We start from the raw sequence: 14869 nt of genomic DNA on the forward strand, positions 1-14869 counted from the left end.
GTCATATTGTTCTGCCCATAATTTCTGCTACCTTTTTCACTTCATTCATCAGATCTGCAAAATTATCAGGTGTCAGTGACTGTGGCCCATCACATAGAGCGCTGGCCGGGTCTGGGTGAACTTCTATAAGAAGACCGTCCGCTCCGGCAGCAATTGCTGCCCTAGCCATTGGAGTAACAAATCTCCATTTGCCCAGGGCATGACTGGGGTCAACAATCACCGGCAAATGTGATAGATGTTTAGCAACCGGTACGGCGCTGAGATCCAGAGTGTTCCTTAGATATGGCTCAAAAGTTCTGATGCCTCTTTCGCAGAGAATAACCCCGTAGTTGCCGCCTGACATGATGTACTCTGCAGCCATCAGCCATTCTTCAATAGTTGCTGACGGGCCGCGTTTTAAAACAACCGGCTTATTTGCAGAAGACACTTCTTTTAGTAAAAAGAAATTCTGCATATTTCTAGCCCCAATCTGCAGGATGTCCGCATACTGTGCCACAAGTTCAACTGTTCTTGGGTCTACAACCTCGGTAACTATTTTCAGGCCTGTTTTTTCTCTGGCTTCAGCCAGCATCTTCAGGCCATCTTCCTCCAGGCCTTGAAATGCATAAGGTGAAGTGCGCGGCTTAAACGCCCCACCTCTTAGCACCGTAGCACCTGATTTGCGCACCAGTTCAGCAGTCTTCATGAGTTGTTCACTGCTTTCGACCGCACAGGGTCCTGCCATAACGTGAATCTGCCCTCCCCCGAACTCAAGCTCTCCGACCCTGACTACAGAATCATGATGCCTGAATTCACGGCTGACCAATTTATATGGCTGTAAAATAGGCACAACCTTTTCCACACCTGGCATAGCTTCAATAGCTACTTCATTTAATATTGTTTTGTCACCTATAGCTCCAATAATAGTTCGTTCCACACCTTCCGAAAGATGTATCTGAAATTCAAGTTTTTTAAGCCTTTGAAGAACATCATCTATTTGGTTTTTCTTAGCACCGCTATGCATAACAACAATCATATTAAACCCTCCATTTTATTGTTTCATACAAACATTTATTATTTTTATCTGGGAATCAAACATATGTAATTAAAGACACTCCTGCAAGAGGAGTGCCCTTGGTCCTCAAATAATGACCTCCCTTCCTACCGTTCTGCCGATGTGTTTTCTTAGACCATCAATCCCGTAATTAAACCGCACTGCCGTTAATACCATTCAACAACTACATGTATAATCCTATCATATTATATTTTTCCTGACAAGTTATTTCCCCTTACAACGGCTCTTTCAATGATTTTACCAGACTGTATATTACATCATAAAATTCCGGCATTCCTGCGTTTTCACCGATAGTTTTGACCAAAGCGCTGCCAACTATTACGGCATCACAGTATTGTGAGACAGCAGCTACCTGCTGTGGTGTTGAAATACCAAACCCTACAGCAACGGGTATTTTACTGACACTTTTGACAGAATCAGCAAATTCCTTTAGATTATCGGGAAGGCCCACCCTTACCCCGGTTACCCCAGTAAGTGATACACAGTAAACAAACCCGGAACCGCCTGCAGCAATTTGCTTTATTCTGTCAATCCCACTGGTCGGGGCCACCAGGGGAATCAGGGATATGTTCATCGAACTCAGTTTGTTCTTTAACTCATCCGATTCCTCCATGGGCAAATCAGGTACTATAAAGCCATCAACACCTGATTCAAAAGCATCTGTGGCCAATTTTTGCAGGCCATATTTTAATAGCGGATTATAGTATGTCATCAGGATGATTGGAATTTTTGTTTGCTGCCGCAGGGCTGAGACTGCTTCTAATATTTTCTTTAAAGAGGTTCCTGACTGCAAGGCCCGTTGTGAAGCTTCCTGGATTACCGGTCCATCGGCAAGCGGGTCTGAATATGGCACACCCAGCTCAATAATATCCGCACCTGCCTTTTCCAAGGTCAGTACCAGCTTAATAGTGGTTTCTATATCAGGGTCCCCTGCCGTAATAAAGGTTATCAGGGCTTTCTTGTTTTCGGCATACAGCTCCTCAAACTTACCAGATATCCTGTTTTGTAAAGAATTATTACTTTTCATCTATTTCACCTCCGGAATTGCGGAAACAGTATGCACATCTTTATCACCTCGTCCTGATAAATTAATAATCACAATTTCATCAGGCTGCATAGCAGGGATAACCTTAAGAGCATGAGCCAGGGCATGTGAGCTTTCCAAAGCTGGTATGATGCCCTCGGTACGACAAAGAATCCTAAAAGCCTCCAGTGCTTCGCTATCGGTAATACTGGCATAATTAACACGACCGATTTCCTTAAAATAGCTGTGTTCCGGACCAATCCCAGGGTAATCCAGCCCTGCGGAAACAGAATGAGCTTCCAGTATCTGTCCATCTTCATCCTGCAGGACATAGCTGTAAGCCCCGTGAAGAACACCATAGGACCCCATGGAAAGAGTAGCTGCATGGTAAGGAGTATCCAGGCCGCGGCCGGCAGCTTCAACTCCCACCAATTTCACATCCTTGTCCTCCAAAAAGGGGTAAAATATTCCAATGGCATTACTTCCCCCTCCCACACAGGCAATGATACAGTCAGGAAGGCGGCCTTCTTTACGGAGTACCTGGTCCCGTGTTTCTTCACCGATTATCTTTTGAAAATTCCGCACCATCATTGGATATGGATGGGGTCCGCCAACAGAACCCAGGACATAAAAAGTAGTCCTGACATTTGTTACCCAGTCGCGGATTGCCTCATTCATAGCATCCTTTAAAGTCCGGCTTCCTGAAGCAACAGGCCTAACCTCGGCACCAAGGATTTTCATCCGGAAAACATTCAGTTCCTGTCTGCGGATATCCTCCTCACCCATAAAAACTATACACTCAAGGCCAAACATGGCTGCAGCGGTAGCAGTGGCGACACCGTGCTGACCTGCTCCTGTTTCGGCAATAATCCTTTTTTTGCCCATTCTCTTGGCAAGGAGCACCTGTCCTATGGTATTGTTAATCTTATGAGCACCGGTATGGTTCAGGTCTTCCCGCTTAAGATATATTTTGGCTCCTCCGCAGTATTCTGTCAATCTTGCGGCAAAATACAGAGGTGAAGGCCGGCCGACATATTCATTAAGATAATAGACAATTTCTTCTCTAAAAGATTTATCATCAATAGCTTCCTGATATGCCTTTTCCAGTTCTTCAAGGGCCGGCATCAAGGTTTCCGGAACATATTTTCCGCCAAAAACACCGAAATGCCCTTTATTATCAGGTAATCTATCCATCCTTCTGCCCCCTAACGTTTGCTATAAATGCATCTATTTTGTTCAAGTCCTTTTTCCCCAAGCTTTCTACTCCACTGCTGACATCTACACCGAATGGGTTGGCAGCCCTTATAGCATCGTAAACGTTTTCCGAGTTCAGGCCTCCTGCCAGCAATATCCTGCCATATTTCGCCCCGTGCAAGGCCATATTCCAGTCAAAAACCTTTCCTGTGCCGCCAACGGCGCCTGGAACATATGTATCCAAAACAAACATTTCTACACAGTCTCTAAACCGGGACATTTCCCGCAGGGAATTTTCATCTTTTATCCTGATGCCCTTAATTACCGGGACCGATATTTTTCGGCACTCTTCAGGTGTTTCACTGCCGTGAAGCTGAACTATGTCTAGGCCGCAAAAATCGGCTATCTCATTTATTTTAGAATACTCTTCATTTACAAAGACTCCGACCTTATCGGCAGATGAAGGAAGTTTTTTGATAATCCTCCTGGCTTGTTCCGGCGTAATTCTCCTGGTGCTTTCCGCAAATACAAACCCCAGCAGGTCAGCTCCCTTTTCTGCTGCAAAGGCAGCACTTTCAGTATCACTTAAGCCACATATCTTTATAATCATAACAGCATTTGCCCCAGCAGTTCCTTTATTTTATTAGAAATATTATCTTCTCTCATCAAAGCTTCACCTACCAGCATAGCATGAACCCCATGCTCTTTTAGCCTTAACACATCTTCCCTGGTATTGATTCCACTTTCACTGACAACCGTAACCTTATTGTCAGAAATCATGCTTCGCAGCCTGAAGGTAGTTTCCAGGTCGGTCTTAAATGTCTGCAAGTTCCGATTATTAATTCCGATAAGCTTTGCCTCAAGATATAAGGCTCTTTCAAGTTCAGCTTCTGTATGCACCTCTACCAAGCACTCAAGGTCAAGACCTGCAGAACAGTGCATAAGTTCTTCCACTTGCCTGTCATTAAGTATTGCCATTATCAGAAGCACCGCATCAGCACCCAGCAGTTTAGCCTCATAAAGCTGATAAGGGTCAATAATAAAGTCCTTTCTGAGCAGCGGTAGTTCCGTGGTGTTCCTGACATCACTTAGATAGTCCGGGCTGCCTAAGAAAAAATCTCGATCAGTCAACACAGATATGGCAGAAGCTCCGGAAGCTGTATATGTCTGTGCGATTTCCAGGTGATTGAAGCTGCTGCGAATTACTCCTTTTGAAGGTGATGCTTTTTTTATTTCAGCAATAAGGGCAACTTCAGCATTTTTTCTTAGTTGAAAAGCAAACCCCATCTTCCGGGAATACTGTTTAGTCCTGTTTTCATCTAAACAGGTACATTTTAACACAATCTCATCAAGCGTAACCAGCCGCTTGCTTTCTTCCAGTTCCAGTTTTTTGTTGGCAACAATTTTTTCAAGAATCACTGTCATCCTACCTTTGTTTCAGTCATATTTTTACCTGCAAATGAATTGCTTAATTCCTTCAGCTCATCAAGCTTTCTCATTGCTGCACCTGAATCAATAATTGCTGCAGACTGATCAATTCCTTCTTTAATTGATGGCACAGTATCTGCAGCAAATAAGGCAACAGCCGAATTCAGCAGTACTATATCCCTTCGCGGACCGGTTACCCCACTCAACACCTCCAGGGTAATAGCAGCATTTTCCTCTGCTGTACCTCCCTTCAAGTCCTCAAGAGAAGCATATTTGATGCCATATCCGGCAGGGTCAAGGTCATATGTTTCTACCGTTCCCCTTTGAACTTCACTTATCCTGCTCGGCCCAATGGTGGATATTTCGTCAAGACCGCCGGTGCCATGAACCACAAATGCTCTTTTTGTACCAAGATTAGCCAGCACACCTGCCATTACGTCTGTTAATAGCGGGTCATAAACCCCAAGTATCTGCACCTGGGCCCCTGCCGGATTTGTTAGCGGACCTAAGATATTAAAAACTGTTCTTATCCCTATTTCCCTCCTGGGACCAATAGCATATTTCATTGCCCCATGGAGTGCAGGGGCGAAAAGAAAGCCGATTCCAACCTTATCGATACAAGCCCCTGCCTGTTCCGGTGCCAGATTAATATTGACCCCTAGAGCTTCCAAAACATCAGCGCTCCCGCTCCGGCTGGAAACAGAACGGTTGCCGTGTTTGGCCACAGGGATTCCGGCTCCGGCTGCCACGAAGGCAACAGTAGTGGAAATGTTGAATGTATTGCAGCCGTCACCACCGGTCCCACAGGTATCTATCAACATAGAATGCCCGGTCTTAATGGGGGTAGCCATTTTTCTCATAACCCGGGCAAACCCCGTAATTTCAGCAACTGTTTCACCCTTTATTCTGAGAGCGGTAATTAATGCGGCTATCTGTGCATCTGTAGCCTTACCGCTCATAATTTCATCCATCAGCGCAACAGCCTCTTCCTCGCTCATGTCCTGCCCGGTGACAACACGATTAATTGCATTTTTCAACATCTTATCTCTCCTCCTCTAAGCTGAAACAAATAACTTTTCTCACCTTAACTGATTACTTATCAACTAATAATTCATATCCAAAAAATTTCTCAACAATTGTTTCCCATGCTCTGTAAGGATGGATTCCGGATGAAATTGAACCCCCTCAACAATGTATTCCTTATGCCTTAACCCCATAATCTCACCATCTTCAGTCCAGGCGCTTATTTCGAAACAGTCTGGAATAGTTTCTTTCTCCACAATCAAGGAATGGTACCTGGTTGCAGTGAATGGTGAAGTCAACCCAGCAAATACTGTTTCCCCATCATGGTAAATGAGTGAAGTTTTTCCATGCATCAGGTTTTCCGCCCTGACTACCTTTCCGCCATAAACCTGACCTATGGACTGATGACCCAGACAGACCCCAAGGATGGGAATCCTACCGCCGAATCTCTTAATTAACTCCATAGATATACCGGCTTCATTGGGAGTACATGGACCTGGTGAAATGACGATATGCGCAGGTTTCATCTCCTCAACCTCATTTACCGTAATCCTGTCATTACGGTAAACTCTGATATCCCCACCCAATTCGCCTAAATACTGAACCAGGTTAAAGGTAAAAGAGTCGTAATTATCTATCATCAATATCAATTCATCCGACCTCCTCAACAGTTAATGTCTCCAACAATGCCATAGCTTTATTTAAGGTTTCCTGGTACTCCCTTTCAGGATCCGAATCGGCAACAATTCCAGCCCCTGCCTGCATATAAGTCATTCCTTTATGTACCAGAATCGTTCTAATTGTGATACAGGTATCCATATTTCCGGTAAAACCAAAATACCCTATGGCGCCGGCATAAACCCCTCTTCTAACTGGTTCCAGTTCCTCTATGATTTCCATAGCTCTAATTTTAGGAGCTCCGGAAACGGTCCCGGCTGGGAAACATGACTCCAGGGCATCAAAAACTGTTTTCCCCGGAAGAAGCCGGCCGTTGACTGTGGACACAATATGCATCACGTGGGAATATCGCTGAACCTCCATAAAGCTGTTTAACCCTATACTACCATAATCACAGACCTTTCCCAAGTCATTTCTGCCCAAGTCAACAAGCATAATATGTTCAGCTTTTTCCTTCTCATCCGCCAACAGTTCCGCCTCCAGGGCCTTATCCTCGGAAGGTGTCGTGCCTCTTGGTCTGGTACCTGCTATAGGACAGGTTTGTACTTTTTCGTCTTCCACCCTTACAAGCATTTCCGGGGAAGAACCAATGATAACTGTTTCGCCAAAATTGAGATAAAACATATAAGGAGCCGGGTTTATTGTCCTTAAAGCCCGATAAATGTTAAAAGGGTCGCTCCTGAGTGGTGTTTTCAACCTTTGAGACAGGACCACCTGAAAAATATCCCCATCCCGGATATATTCTCTGGCTTTTTCGACATTGTCCATAAATTCCTGTTTCGACATGTTTGAACTGATTTCTGTCCTGCTGCACTTATTTACCAGGCATCTGCCGGCCTTTGCAGGTGCTTTGATGATATTTTGAAGGTCCCTGATCCTATTAATAGCCTCTTTATATGCAGCATCCGGCGCGGCGCCTGGCTGGGTATTGCATACTATTTTAATCTTATGCCTAACGTGGTCGAATACAAGTACCAGGCGTGTAATTACAAATTGGCAGTCAGGAAGGTTAAGGTCATTTGGAGTAACTGCAGGAAGATTTTCCAGGTGTCTGACTACATCGTAACCAAAGTAACCGACTGCTCCACCGTAAAACCTGGGCAGCCCGGCAATCTTAGGAGCCTGATATCGGTCCATGATAAGTTTCAGGATATCCAACGGACCACCGGCCATCACCGTCTGACCATCATTTTCTTGAATAATTCCGGCTCCGTTCTCATAACGGTAATTGACCATTGGCTCCAATCCGATAAATGAATATCTGGCAAGGTTTTCACCACCCTCCACACTTTCCAGCATGTAGGTATAGTTCTTATGACAGACCTTTTTAAAAATTGATATGGTGGTATCCATATCAACAACCATTTCTGTATAAACAGGAATCAGGTTATAAGCGTTACTAAGTTCAAGATACTCATTAATTTCAGGATATATCATTACTGTAATTCCCACCTTCCTTTGCCGCAAAAATGCAAATACCGGCACCCAAATGAGTACCGGCATAAATAACATTATCCAGCAAAACTCATCTCAGCTCAACTCAACTTAACCTAACTAGACTCAACTCAACAAATATTTTTATTCCTAGTCTCTGCTTGTCTAAACAATCTAATTCTCAAGAATTGAAAACTTGATATTTTTTATAATATATCATGAATAAATTTATTCTGTCAATGCTTTTAGTGCTTTTAGTGCTTTTATTCACTCATTAAATCAGGCCTCAAAAGTGCAGCATCACCTATGTACTGGTGTTTAATTTGGTCCTGAGTTTTGGATGTATTTACATGCATCAAAACTCTAATCAACCTAGGCGTTCTGCCGGGCACGTCTATTTCCCTGGCACACAACAGGGGCACCATTGTCCACCCCATCTTTCTGGCCGCCGTAGCCGGAAATTCGGCATTTATATCCGGTGTGGTAGTTAAAAAAACACTTGCAATATCCTCGGTGTTTATCTCATTTACCTCAACTATTCTTCCAAGAAGCTCTTCAGTCCCCTTAAGTATGTCTTCCGGGGTATTGGCCTCAATAGTAATTGCTCCCCTGATACCGCGAACCAACTTCTCTCCCACTTATTCCATCCTCCCTTACTGCTTTGTTTATTACTATGACACAGCACGATGACCCAGTCCAATAGATACCTCGTCCAGGTGCAAGAGCCCAATACCAAAAAACACGGCCACAGTTATATGGTCATCCTGGTGGGCAATCCCAATTTTGCCGCCGACATTCAATCCAACAGCTTTCGGCATAATCTGGCTCAAAGCTTCCCTGGCAGCACCTGCTACCGCACCTTCCTCAGCATGAGTATCTTTGATAACTCCTTCTCTTTTGGCAGCCACAACTGCACGTTCGACAATCTTTTTAACTGAAGTGATAAACTCCCCACCATAATCAACAGCAGCAGTTTTTATCCCTTCTGCGGCACATCGCTTCTGCAGGGCTTTTTCCTCCTCCCTGCTTTCCGTAAGGGCCATTTTTATTGCCATCCCTGCAGTTTTTCTGCTCCCAGTATGGTTTGACACATGTAATTCCCCCATTAATTTCAATTATAATATATGGTTTTTTTAAATGCAATCAGCATTAATTAGACCCTGGCTTTAGGGTTGAATAGTTCATTACCCAATATATAAACATTCCCATCACAGGTAACGAAAAAGAAACCGCCGCCCATATCAGAGGAGTAAGTCCCAAAGCCGGCCGTTTCAGGGTCCTGGCATCCTTATAGACAATAATACTTACTACAAAATGTGTCGCTGTAAGTATCAAAACCCAAAACATAAGTAAAACCTCAAAAGAACCAAATCCTGCAAAATGCATATATACCCCCTTTTCCAACATTCCAACCGCCGTTTATCTCACAGCATTTATCCCTGCCAGATAACCCATACTAAAGGCTGCCTGCAGGTTGTACCCACCGGTATAGCCATCTACATCAACAACTTCCCCGGCAAGGAAAAGTCCTTTGATTAATTTTGATTCCATAGTTTTAGGGTTTATCTGCTTAACCGAAATGCCTCCTGCTGTTACAATTGCTTCTGCAAGCGGCCGCAATCCACTTACCTTTAAAGTTAATGACTGCAAGAGTCCGGTCAGCCCAAACCTCTCTTCACGTGTTATCTGGTTCACCGGTTTTTCCTCCGGAATTCCTGACAATTTTATGATAACGGGAATCAAGGACTTTGGCAGCAATTCTCCCAATGAGTTTTTATACTGTTTCCTTGAAAGGCCGTTAAAATCCCTTTGTATCCTGGAATCAAGCTGTTCCGATGACAGTGCCGGTTTTAAATTTATTCTGATCTGTACCTTGTAACCTTTTTCCAACAAACCGGCAGCAGTCCGGCTAAGGCTCAAAATCACAGGTCCTGACACTCCGAAATGGGTAAACAGCATCTCTCCAAATTCTGCTGCAGCTTTTTGCCCATTATATAAAACAGCAGCTTCTACATTCTTCAATGCAAGCCCCTGAACCTCCTGAACCCATTCCTCTTCTGTTTCCAAAGGTACCAGGGATGGTTTTAGAGGTATTATCGTATGTCCCAGTGTTTCAGCTATCCTATAGCCGTCACCGGTGGAACCTGTATTGGGATAAGATGCCCCACCTGTTGCCAGGATTGCAGAATCACATCTCAGGAGCGAACCGTCCTTTAACTTGACTGAACTCACCCGTTGATTTTCTGCCAAGATTGCTGCTGCACTAGCTGAATACCTGAATTCAACCCCTTTTGAAATACAGAAATTAACCAAACTCTCCACCACATCCTGAGCCCTGTCCGAAACAGGAAAAACTCGTCCACCTCTTTCCTCTTTTGTTAATACACCGTTTTCATTGAAAAATAAGATCAGGTCCCGGTTGCCAAAGCCGTTAAAAGCGCTATAGAGGAATTGCCCATTACCAGGAATATTTTTAATAAACTCCTTAATATCAACTGTATTTGTGATATTGCACCGGCCTTTTCCGGTTATCAGCAACTTCCTGCCGGGCCTATCGTTCTTTTCTAAAACAGTTACGTCTGCCCCATTTGCGGCAGCTTGCCCCGCCGCCATCAGACCAGCAGCCCCTGCTCCAATAACTATTACCTTCATGATACACCACCTAACAGCCGGCAGTCTGTCGGCCGACATAATGTTCTAAATTAACCATGGAATAATATATGGAACCACCAGAGCGGTTACTAAGCCTGTAAGCACTATAGCCGCACCGCTCATGGAACCCTCAGTTTCACCAATCTGAATGGCCCGAGAGGTTCCTCCGGCATGTGAAGCGGTGCCAATTCCAATTCCTATAGCTACTTTGCTTTTTATTCCCGCAATTTTCATAATTTCCGCCCCGACTACTCCACCGAAAATCCCTGTAACAGCAACAGCCATCACGATTATTTTATCGTTCCCTCCTAAAATATCGGTTATACCGAGGGCGATAGGCATTGTTGTGGATTTGGCCGCAATTGAAAGCAAAGTTTCTTTACTAGCTCCAAGCGCCTTGGCAATAAACATTGTACTGACTATTGCACTAATGCTGCCTGTAATGACACCAATAGAAATAGATTTTAAGTTTGACTTAATATTTGGCAGCTGCTTATAAAGGGGAACTCCTAAAGCAACTGTTGCCGGACCTAAAAGAAAAGTTATCATATCCCCGCCTTTAATATAAATATCATAATCAATATTTGCATACTTAATAATGTAAATAACAATTACTGTAGCTAATATGAGCGGATTAAACAGAAAAAAGTGAAATTTCCGGTACAACCTATTGGTAATCAGATATACAACAAGGGTAAGTGTTACCTGGAACAACGGTTCCCTGAGAAGACTATTTAACATTCTTAGCCCCCCTCTCACTGAGTTCCACTGCTTTTGCTGTAACCACCATAACTATTACCGTACTGGCCAGAAGGCTCGTCATAATAGCAAGCCATTCCTCTTTTATCTTGGGAAGGATTGTGATAAGCCCAACATTTAACGGGATGAACAGAGCCATCATATTATCAAGCAGCAGATTCGCAGCTTGTTCAACCTGGTCAAGTTTTATTATCCTGAATAAAAGGGCTGTAAACAACAACAGCAGGCCTGTAAGGTTGCCCGGCAGGATAAGGTCAAAATATTTGGACAGGAATGTCCCGGTACTCTGCATTAAAAGTAAAATTACAAATCCCTCAAACAGTTTAACTCCTCTTTTTTTTTGTGCGTTCATTATTCGATGATTCCTCCTTTGACATAACCAAAGCTAAATCCAAAACACTCCTTTTTCTTCTATCTATTGTTTAAAAATTCCTTCTGTGACGTTAAAAGTGAATTGATTTAATATCGTGAAGGAAAAATATGAATTATATCGAAATTATCTTTATTTCAGCTAATCAAATATGCAGATGTCTCCCAAAGGAGGATTGTTTGTTGAATAACTACCTTGAATTAGCCCGTCACGAGGGCAACAGAGCACTCTTTGACGTCATTGAGATGGCCATCATATCATTAAGATGGGGGGTACCCCTTCACTTCCACGCCGAGGGCCTTAGGGGGACTGGTAAAACCACTATTATGCGTGCAGCTAAAGACATCTTCCCACAGATTACCAGAATAAAGGGATGCCTTTATAATTGTGACCCGCAAAAACCTCACTGCCCTGAACACAAGAATCTTCCCAATAATGAAATTTCTAAACTGGAAACAGAAGAAATTCCGATGCCATTTCTCGAGATTTCTCATTCCGCTAAGATAGGAACTATTGTTGGGAGTATTGACCTGGCCGGGATTACCGACAAGGCGAACCCTACCGCAGCTATTTTGCCGGGCATCATCCCACAGGCACACAGGGGTGTTATTTTCGTTGATGAAATTAATAGACTTGCCGATACTTCACCGGAACTCACTGATGTTCTGCTGGATGTTATGGGTACTAAGCCTGGTCGTATCCAAATTGAGGAAACAGGGTTGCCTGTTGTGGATATCCCTGTTCAGGTCTCCGTCTGGGCCGCATCCAACCCGGACGAGGACCCTGGACCGCTTCAAGAAATACGGCGTCAGCTTGCAGACCGGTTTGACCTGGCAATTGATATGAAACGGACCGATGACCCTGACGCAATTGCCAGCATACTTAAACTGGCGAGTCACGTTCATGTTCAAGAAACACGCAGCTCATCGGACATCCAAGCCAGAAATATTCAAACACGAAAAGAGCTGGAAAAAACAGCTGTAAAATATGCCGGCTTGGACCTGCCTGACTTCCTAAGAAATTACATTGCCAGGATTTATGTTAAGTATGATATCGAAAGTTTCCGAGCCATAGAAGCTATTCAGCATGCTGCGCTCTTAAACTGTGCTCTTAGGCAGCGCGATACTGTATTGATAAGCGATATCATCAAGGTACTGCCCTTGGCACTGCGCCACCGCGTTGACCTGGAAATACTGTCAAGAATAATGAATTCTACTCCCGGTTATTCTGAACTTATACCAGTTAATGAAAAGCCGCCAACTGAGAGCACAACCCTGGTAAACAAAGTGCTTAACAGTCTGGGCTTGAAAAATACCCCTGAAGGCACAGGAACTTCCGACCTTACTACTGACCTGAAACAAATAAGTGAAATTAACCTAGATGAACTCATTCGGCCTGAAAAACCATAATATATAAGCATATTGAAAGGTCGGTGCCTATTTTGTCAGTTAATCAGCGAGCATCATATAATTATCAAAAGCTGAGACTCATCTCCCAAAGCCTTGCCGGTTATTTTGATATGAACCAGGGTGTCATGATGGGAGCCACTGCGGTGGTAAGCCAAAAAGCACATCAAGAATCCCTAAAATCTTTGGGTAAAGTACAGGTTTTCAAAGATAAGGATGCCGGGCAGCACTACTTAAATCTTGAAGAACCAGGTAAAGTTGTCCACATTGATGTCCTCCATAACTCTGCCGAGATCAACCAGGTGGATGTAGCCAATCGTATCAGACAGATAATCCCGAATTATTTAAATACAGTTGACCGCAATCAGGATTGGAGTGCCGAACAACAAAAACTGGCAGCAGCCAATCTTGCCAGAGCTATTTTCGTCCAAACTGCCAGGGGCTTCGGGACAACCATTAATTCTGATCAAAAATCAGTAAAAGACACTGATGACCGTTACCTGAACCACGTTCACCTGCTGGCAAAATTAAAACCCCGTTATTTCAGCCTTGTTTACTGCTTGATAGATGAAATTGAACGAGCAATCATTTATCAAGGCAGCCAACTTCGCAAAGTTACCGGCATTGTCCATTCGGGCATATGTGAAACCGGGACAGCCATCACTGCTGCAGCACTATATCTCCCGTCAATTTCCAAAACCCTTCCTGAATCAGTGCGTTACCAGAACATGCTCCAGGTAACGAACAGCCTGGTGAGGTGCTTTGGCAGCATTGAAGCCGTAGTGGATTTCTTCAACAAATACCAGTCCCCTGTCAGAAATTTTGGGCTGGTTAGTTTCAAAAAAAACATTAAAGAATATGATGGTATTATTTCACAATTGGTACAAAACGATGTAGTTAAACAGACACTGTTTGGATATGCTCTCACTGATGCGGGTCATGAAATGCAGGACTTTTTAAAGAAAAACAAAAAAGAGCTGGCTGCACAGATACGAAAGTGCATCAGGCAGTTTAAGCATACTTCACCTAAGTTCCACTCATTCCGTTACTCATACATAAAATCAAAAGCACAACTATTTCCCAACAGGCGTAAAGTGGTTGCTCCAAATGACCCTTTGTCCTGGAAAGGTGAAATTGCAATACCTGAAACAATTATTCAAGCAGCCAGAAGAAATTTCCTCTCCCAAAGCCATTCTTTCAATATCAGTGTAAATGATGTCAAGTTATTTGCCAAAAAGTCTTATGCACCAATTGACACCTGCCTCCTTGTAGATTGCAGCGGGAGCATGATGGGGGACCGCATCAGGGCGGTCTGCAATGTTGCCGAATACCTGCTTCTAAACAGCCGGGAAAAGGTATCCATGGTTACCTTCCAAGAAAGAATGGCCAAGGTACTGGTACCTTTCACCAGGAGCTATGATGAACTGCACCAAGGACTGTCCAGGATAGTTCCAGGCGGTTTGACCCCACTGGCACATGGAATTAAAACTTCTATCAACATGTTTAAAAAAGAACGGCCACGCAATCCTCTGCTTATTCTCATCACCGATGGTATTCCCAACTATCCCCTATGGACAACCGACCCCATAGAGGATGCATTAAAAGCTGCATCATTGATTGCAGAAGAAAAAATCCGATTTATATGTATTGGAATAGACCCCAACCATGAGTTTCTTCCGCTGCTTGCTGAATCCGGGAAAGGCAACACTTATATTGTTGACGATAATGACAGAAATACTATGATAGGAATTGTTAATCAGGTAAAAAAGGAATACCAAAGCTGTCAAAAGCAGTTTACAAACATATAACAAGGGAGTATGAATACTTAAGCATTAGGGGTAAATAGC

Annotated in this window: 16 protein-coding genes; 2 read left to right on the forward strand and 14 right to left on the reverse strand. The window is 43.7% G+C overall.

Features of this window, described 5'->3' with window-relative positions; translation table 11 throughout:
* Position 1 precedes the first annotated feature (1 nt).
* The 14 genes from aroF to ABFY19_RS07085 all read right to left on the reverse strand — a co-directional run bounded on the left by aroF (position 2) and on the right by ABFY19_RS07085 (position 11598).
* Positions 2 to 1015 (reverse strand): 3-deoxy-7-phosphoheptulonate synthase, encoded by a 1014-nt coding sequence (gene aroF, locus ABFY19_RS07020; protein ID WP_418789948.1) that lies wholly within the window; start codon positions 1013 to 1015, stop codon positions 2 to 4.
* A 253-nt stretch (positions 1016 to 1268) separates the two neighbouring features.
* Positions 1269 to 2081: a tryptophan synthase subunit alpha gene (gene trpA, locus ABFY19_RS07025; protein ID WP_418789949.1), complete on the reverse strand. Its 813-nt coding sequence runs from the start codon at positions 2079 to 2081 to the stop codon at positions 1269 to 1271.
* Positions 2082 to 3272 carry a tryptophan synthase subunit beta gene (gene trpB / locus ABFY19_RS07030; RefSeq protein WP_418789950.1) on the reverse strand — a complete coding sequence of 397 codons (1191 nt, stop codon included), beginning with the start codon at positions 3270 to 3272 and terminating at the stop codon, positions 2082 to 2084. It abuts the gene before it with no gap.
* Positions 3265 to 3882 carry a phosphoribosylanthranilate isomerase gene (locus ABFY19_RS07035; RefSeq protein ID WP_418789951.1) on the reverse strand — a complete coding sequence of 206 codons (618 nt, stop codon included), beginning with the start codon at positions 3880 to 3882 and terminating at the stop codon, positions 3265 to 3267. Before ABFY19_RS07035 ends, trpB begins: the two co-directional genes overlap by 8 nt.
* Positions 3879 to 4691 (reverse strand): indole-3-glycerol phosphate synthase TrpC, encoded by an 813-nt coding sequence (gene trpC, locus ABFY19_RS07040; RefSeq protein WP_418789952.1) that lies wholly within the window; start codon positions 4689 to 4691, stop codon positions 3879 to 3881. Before trpC ends, ABFY19_RS07035 begins: the two co-directional genes overlap by 4 nt.
* A 2-nt stretch (positions 4692 to 4693) precedes the next feature.
* Positions 4694 to 5740, reverse strand: coding sequence for an anthranilate phosphoribosyltransferase (gene trpD / locus ABFY19_RS07045; protein ID WP_418789953.1), 1047 nt, complete (start codon positions 5738 to 5740; stop codon positions 4694 to 4696).
* Between the two features lie 63 nt (positions 5741 to 5803).
* Entirely contained in the window at positions 5804 to 6373 is a 570-nt protein-coding gene (gene pabA / locus ABFY19_RS07050) for an aminodeoxychorismate/anthranilate synthase component II (RefSeq protein WP_418789954.1), read from the reverse strand.
* 1 nt (position 6374) lies between these two features.
* Positions 6375 to 7838, reverse strand: coding sequence for an anthranilate synthase component I (gene trpE / locus ABFY19_RS07055; RefSeq protein WP_418789955.1), 1464 nt, complete (start codon positions 7836 to 7838; stop codon positions 6375 to 6377).
* Between the two features lie 260 nt (positions 7839 to 8098).
* A complete protein-coding gene (gene aroH / locus ABFY19_RS07060) occupies positions 8099 to 8473 on the reverse strand; it encodes a chorismate mutase (protein WP_418789956.1) in 375 nt (124 codons plus the stop codon).
* A 33-nt stretch (positions 8474 to 8506) separates the two neighbouring features.
* Positions 8507 to 8941: a HutP family protein gene (locus tag ABFY19_RS07065; protein ID WP_418792555.1), complete on the reverse strand. Its 435-nt coding sequence runs from the start codon at positions 8939 to 8941 to the stop codon at positions 8507 to 8509.
* Positions 8942 to 8984: 43 nt separating this feature from the next.
* Positions 8985 to 9221: a hypothetical protein gene (locus ABFY19_RS07070; protein ID WP_418789957.1), complete on the reverse strand. Its 237-nt coding sequence runs from the start codon at positions 9219 to 9221 to the stop codon at positions 8985 to 8987.
* Positions 9222 to 9254: 33 nt separating this feature from the next.
* The gene (locus ABFY19_RS07075) at positions 9255 to 10487 is read right to left on the reverse strand and encodes an NAD(P)/FAD-dependent oxidoreductase (protein ID WP_418789958.1); all 1233 of its coding nucleotides are present in this window, start codon (positions 10485 to 10487) and stop codon (positions 9255 to 9257) included.
* Between the two features lie 45 nt (positions 10488 to 10532).
* Positions 10533 to 11228 carry an LrgB family protein gene (locus ABFY19_RS07080; protein ID WP_418789959.1) on the reverse strand — a complete coding sequence of 232 codons (696 nt, stop codon included), beginning with the start codon at positions 11226 to 11228 and terminating at the stop codon, positions 10533 to 10535.
* Positions 11218 to 11598: a CidA/LrgA family protein gene (locus tag ABFY19_RS07085; RefSeq protein ID WP_418789960.1), complete on the reverse strand. Its 381-nt coding sequence runs from the start codon at positions 11596 to 11598 to the stop codon at positions 11218 to 11220. The genes ABFY19_RS07080 and ABFY19_RS07085 overlap by 11 nt, the downstream gene beginning before the upstream one ends.
* Before the next feature lie 200 nt (positions 11599 to 11798).
* On the opposite strand from ABFY19_RS07085, the gene ABFY19_RS07090 reads away from it, so the two are divergent.
* Positions 11799 to 13025: an ATP-binding protein gene (locus tag ABFY19_RS07090; RefSeq protein ID WP_418789961.1), complete on the forward strand. Its 1227-nt coding sequence runs from the start codon at positions 11799 to 11801 to the stop codon at positions 13023 to 13025.
* Positions 13026 to 13057: 32 nt separating this feature from the next.
* Positions 13058 to 14830 carry a vWA domain-containing protein gene (locus ABFY19_RS07095; protein ID WP_418789962.1) on the forward strand — a complete coding sequence of 591 codons (1773 nt, stop codon included), beginning with the start codon at positions 13058 to 13060 and terminating at the stop codon, positions 14828 to 14830.
* Positions 14831 to 14869 lie beyond the last annotated feature (39 nt).

The organism is Phosphitispora sp. TUW77, assembly GCF_048453025.1.
In the GTDB taxonomy this organism is placed as follows: Bacteria; Bacillota; Thermincolia; order Thermincolales; family UBA2595; genus Phosphitispora.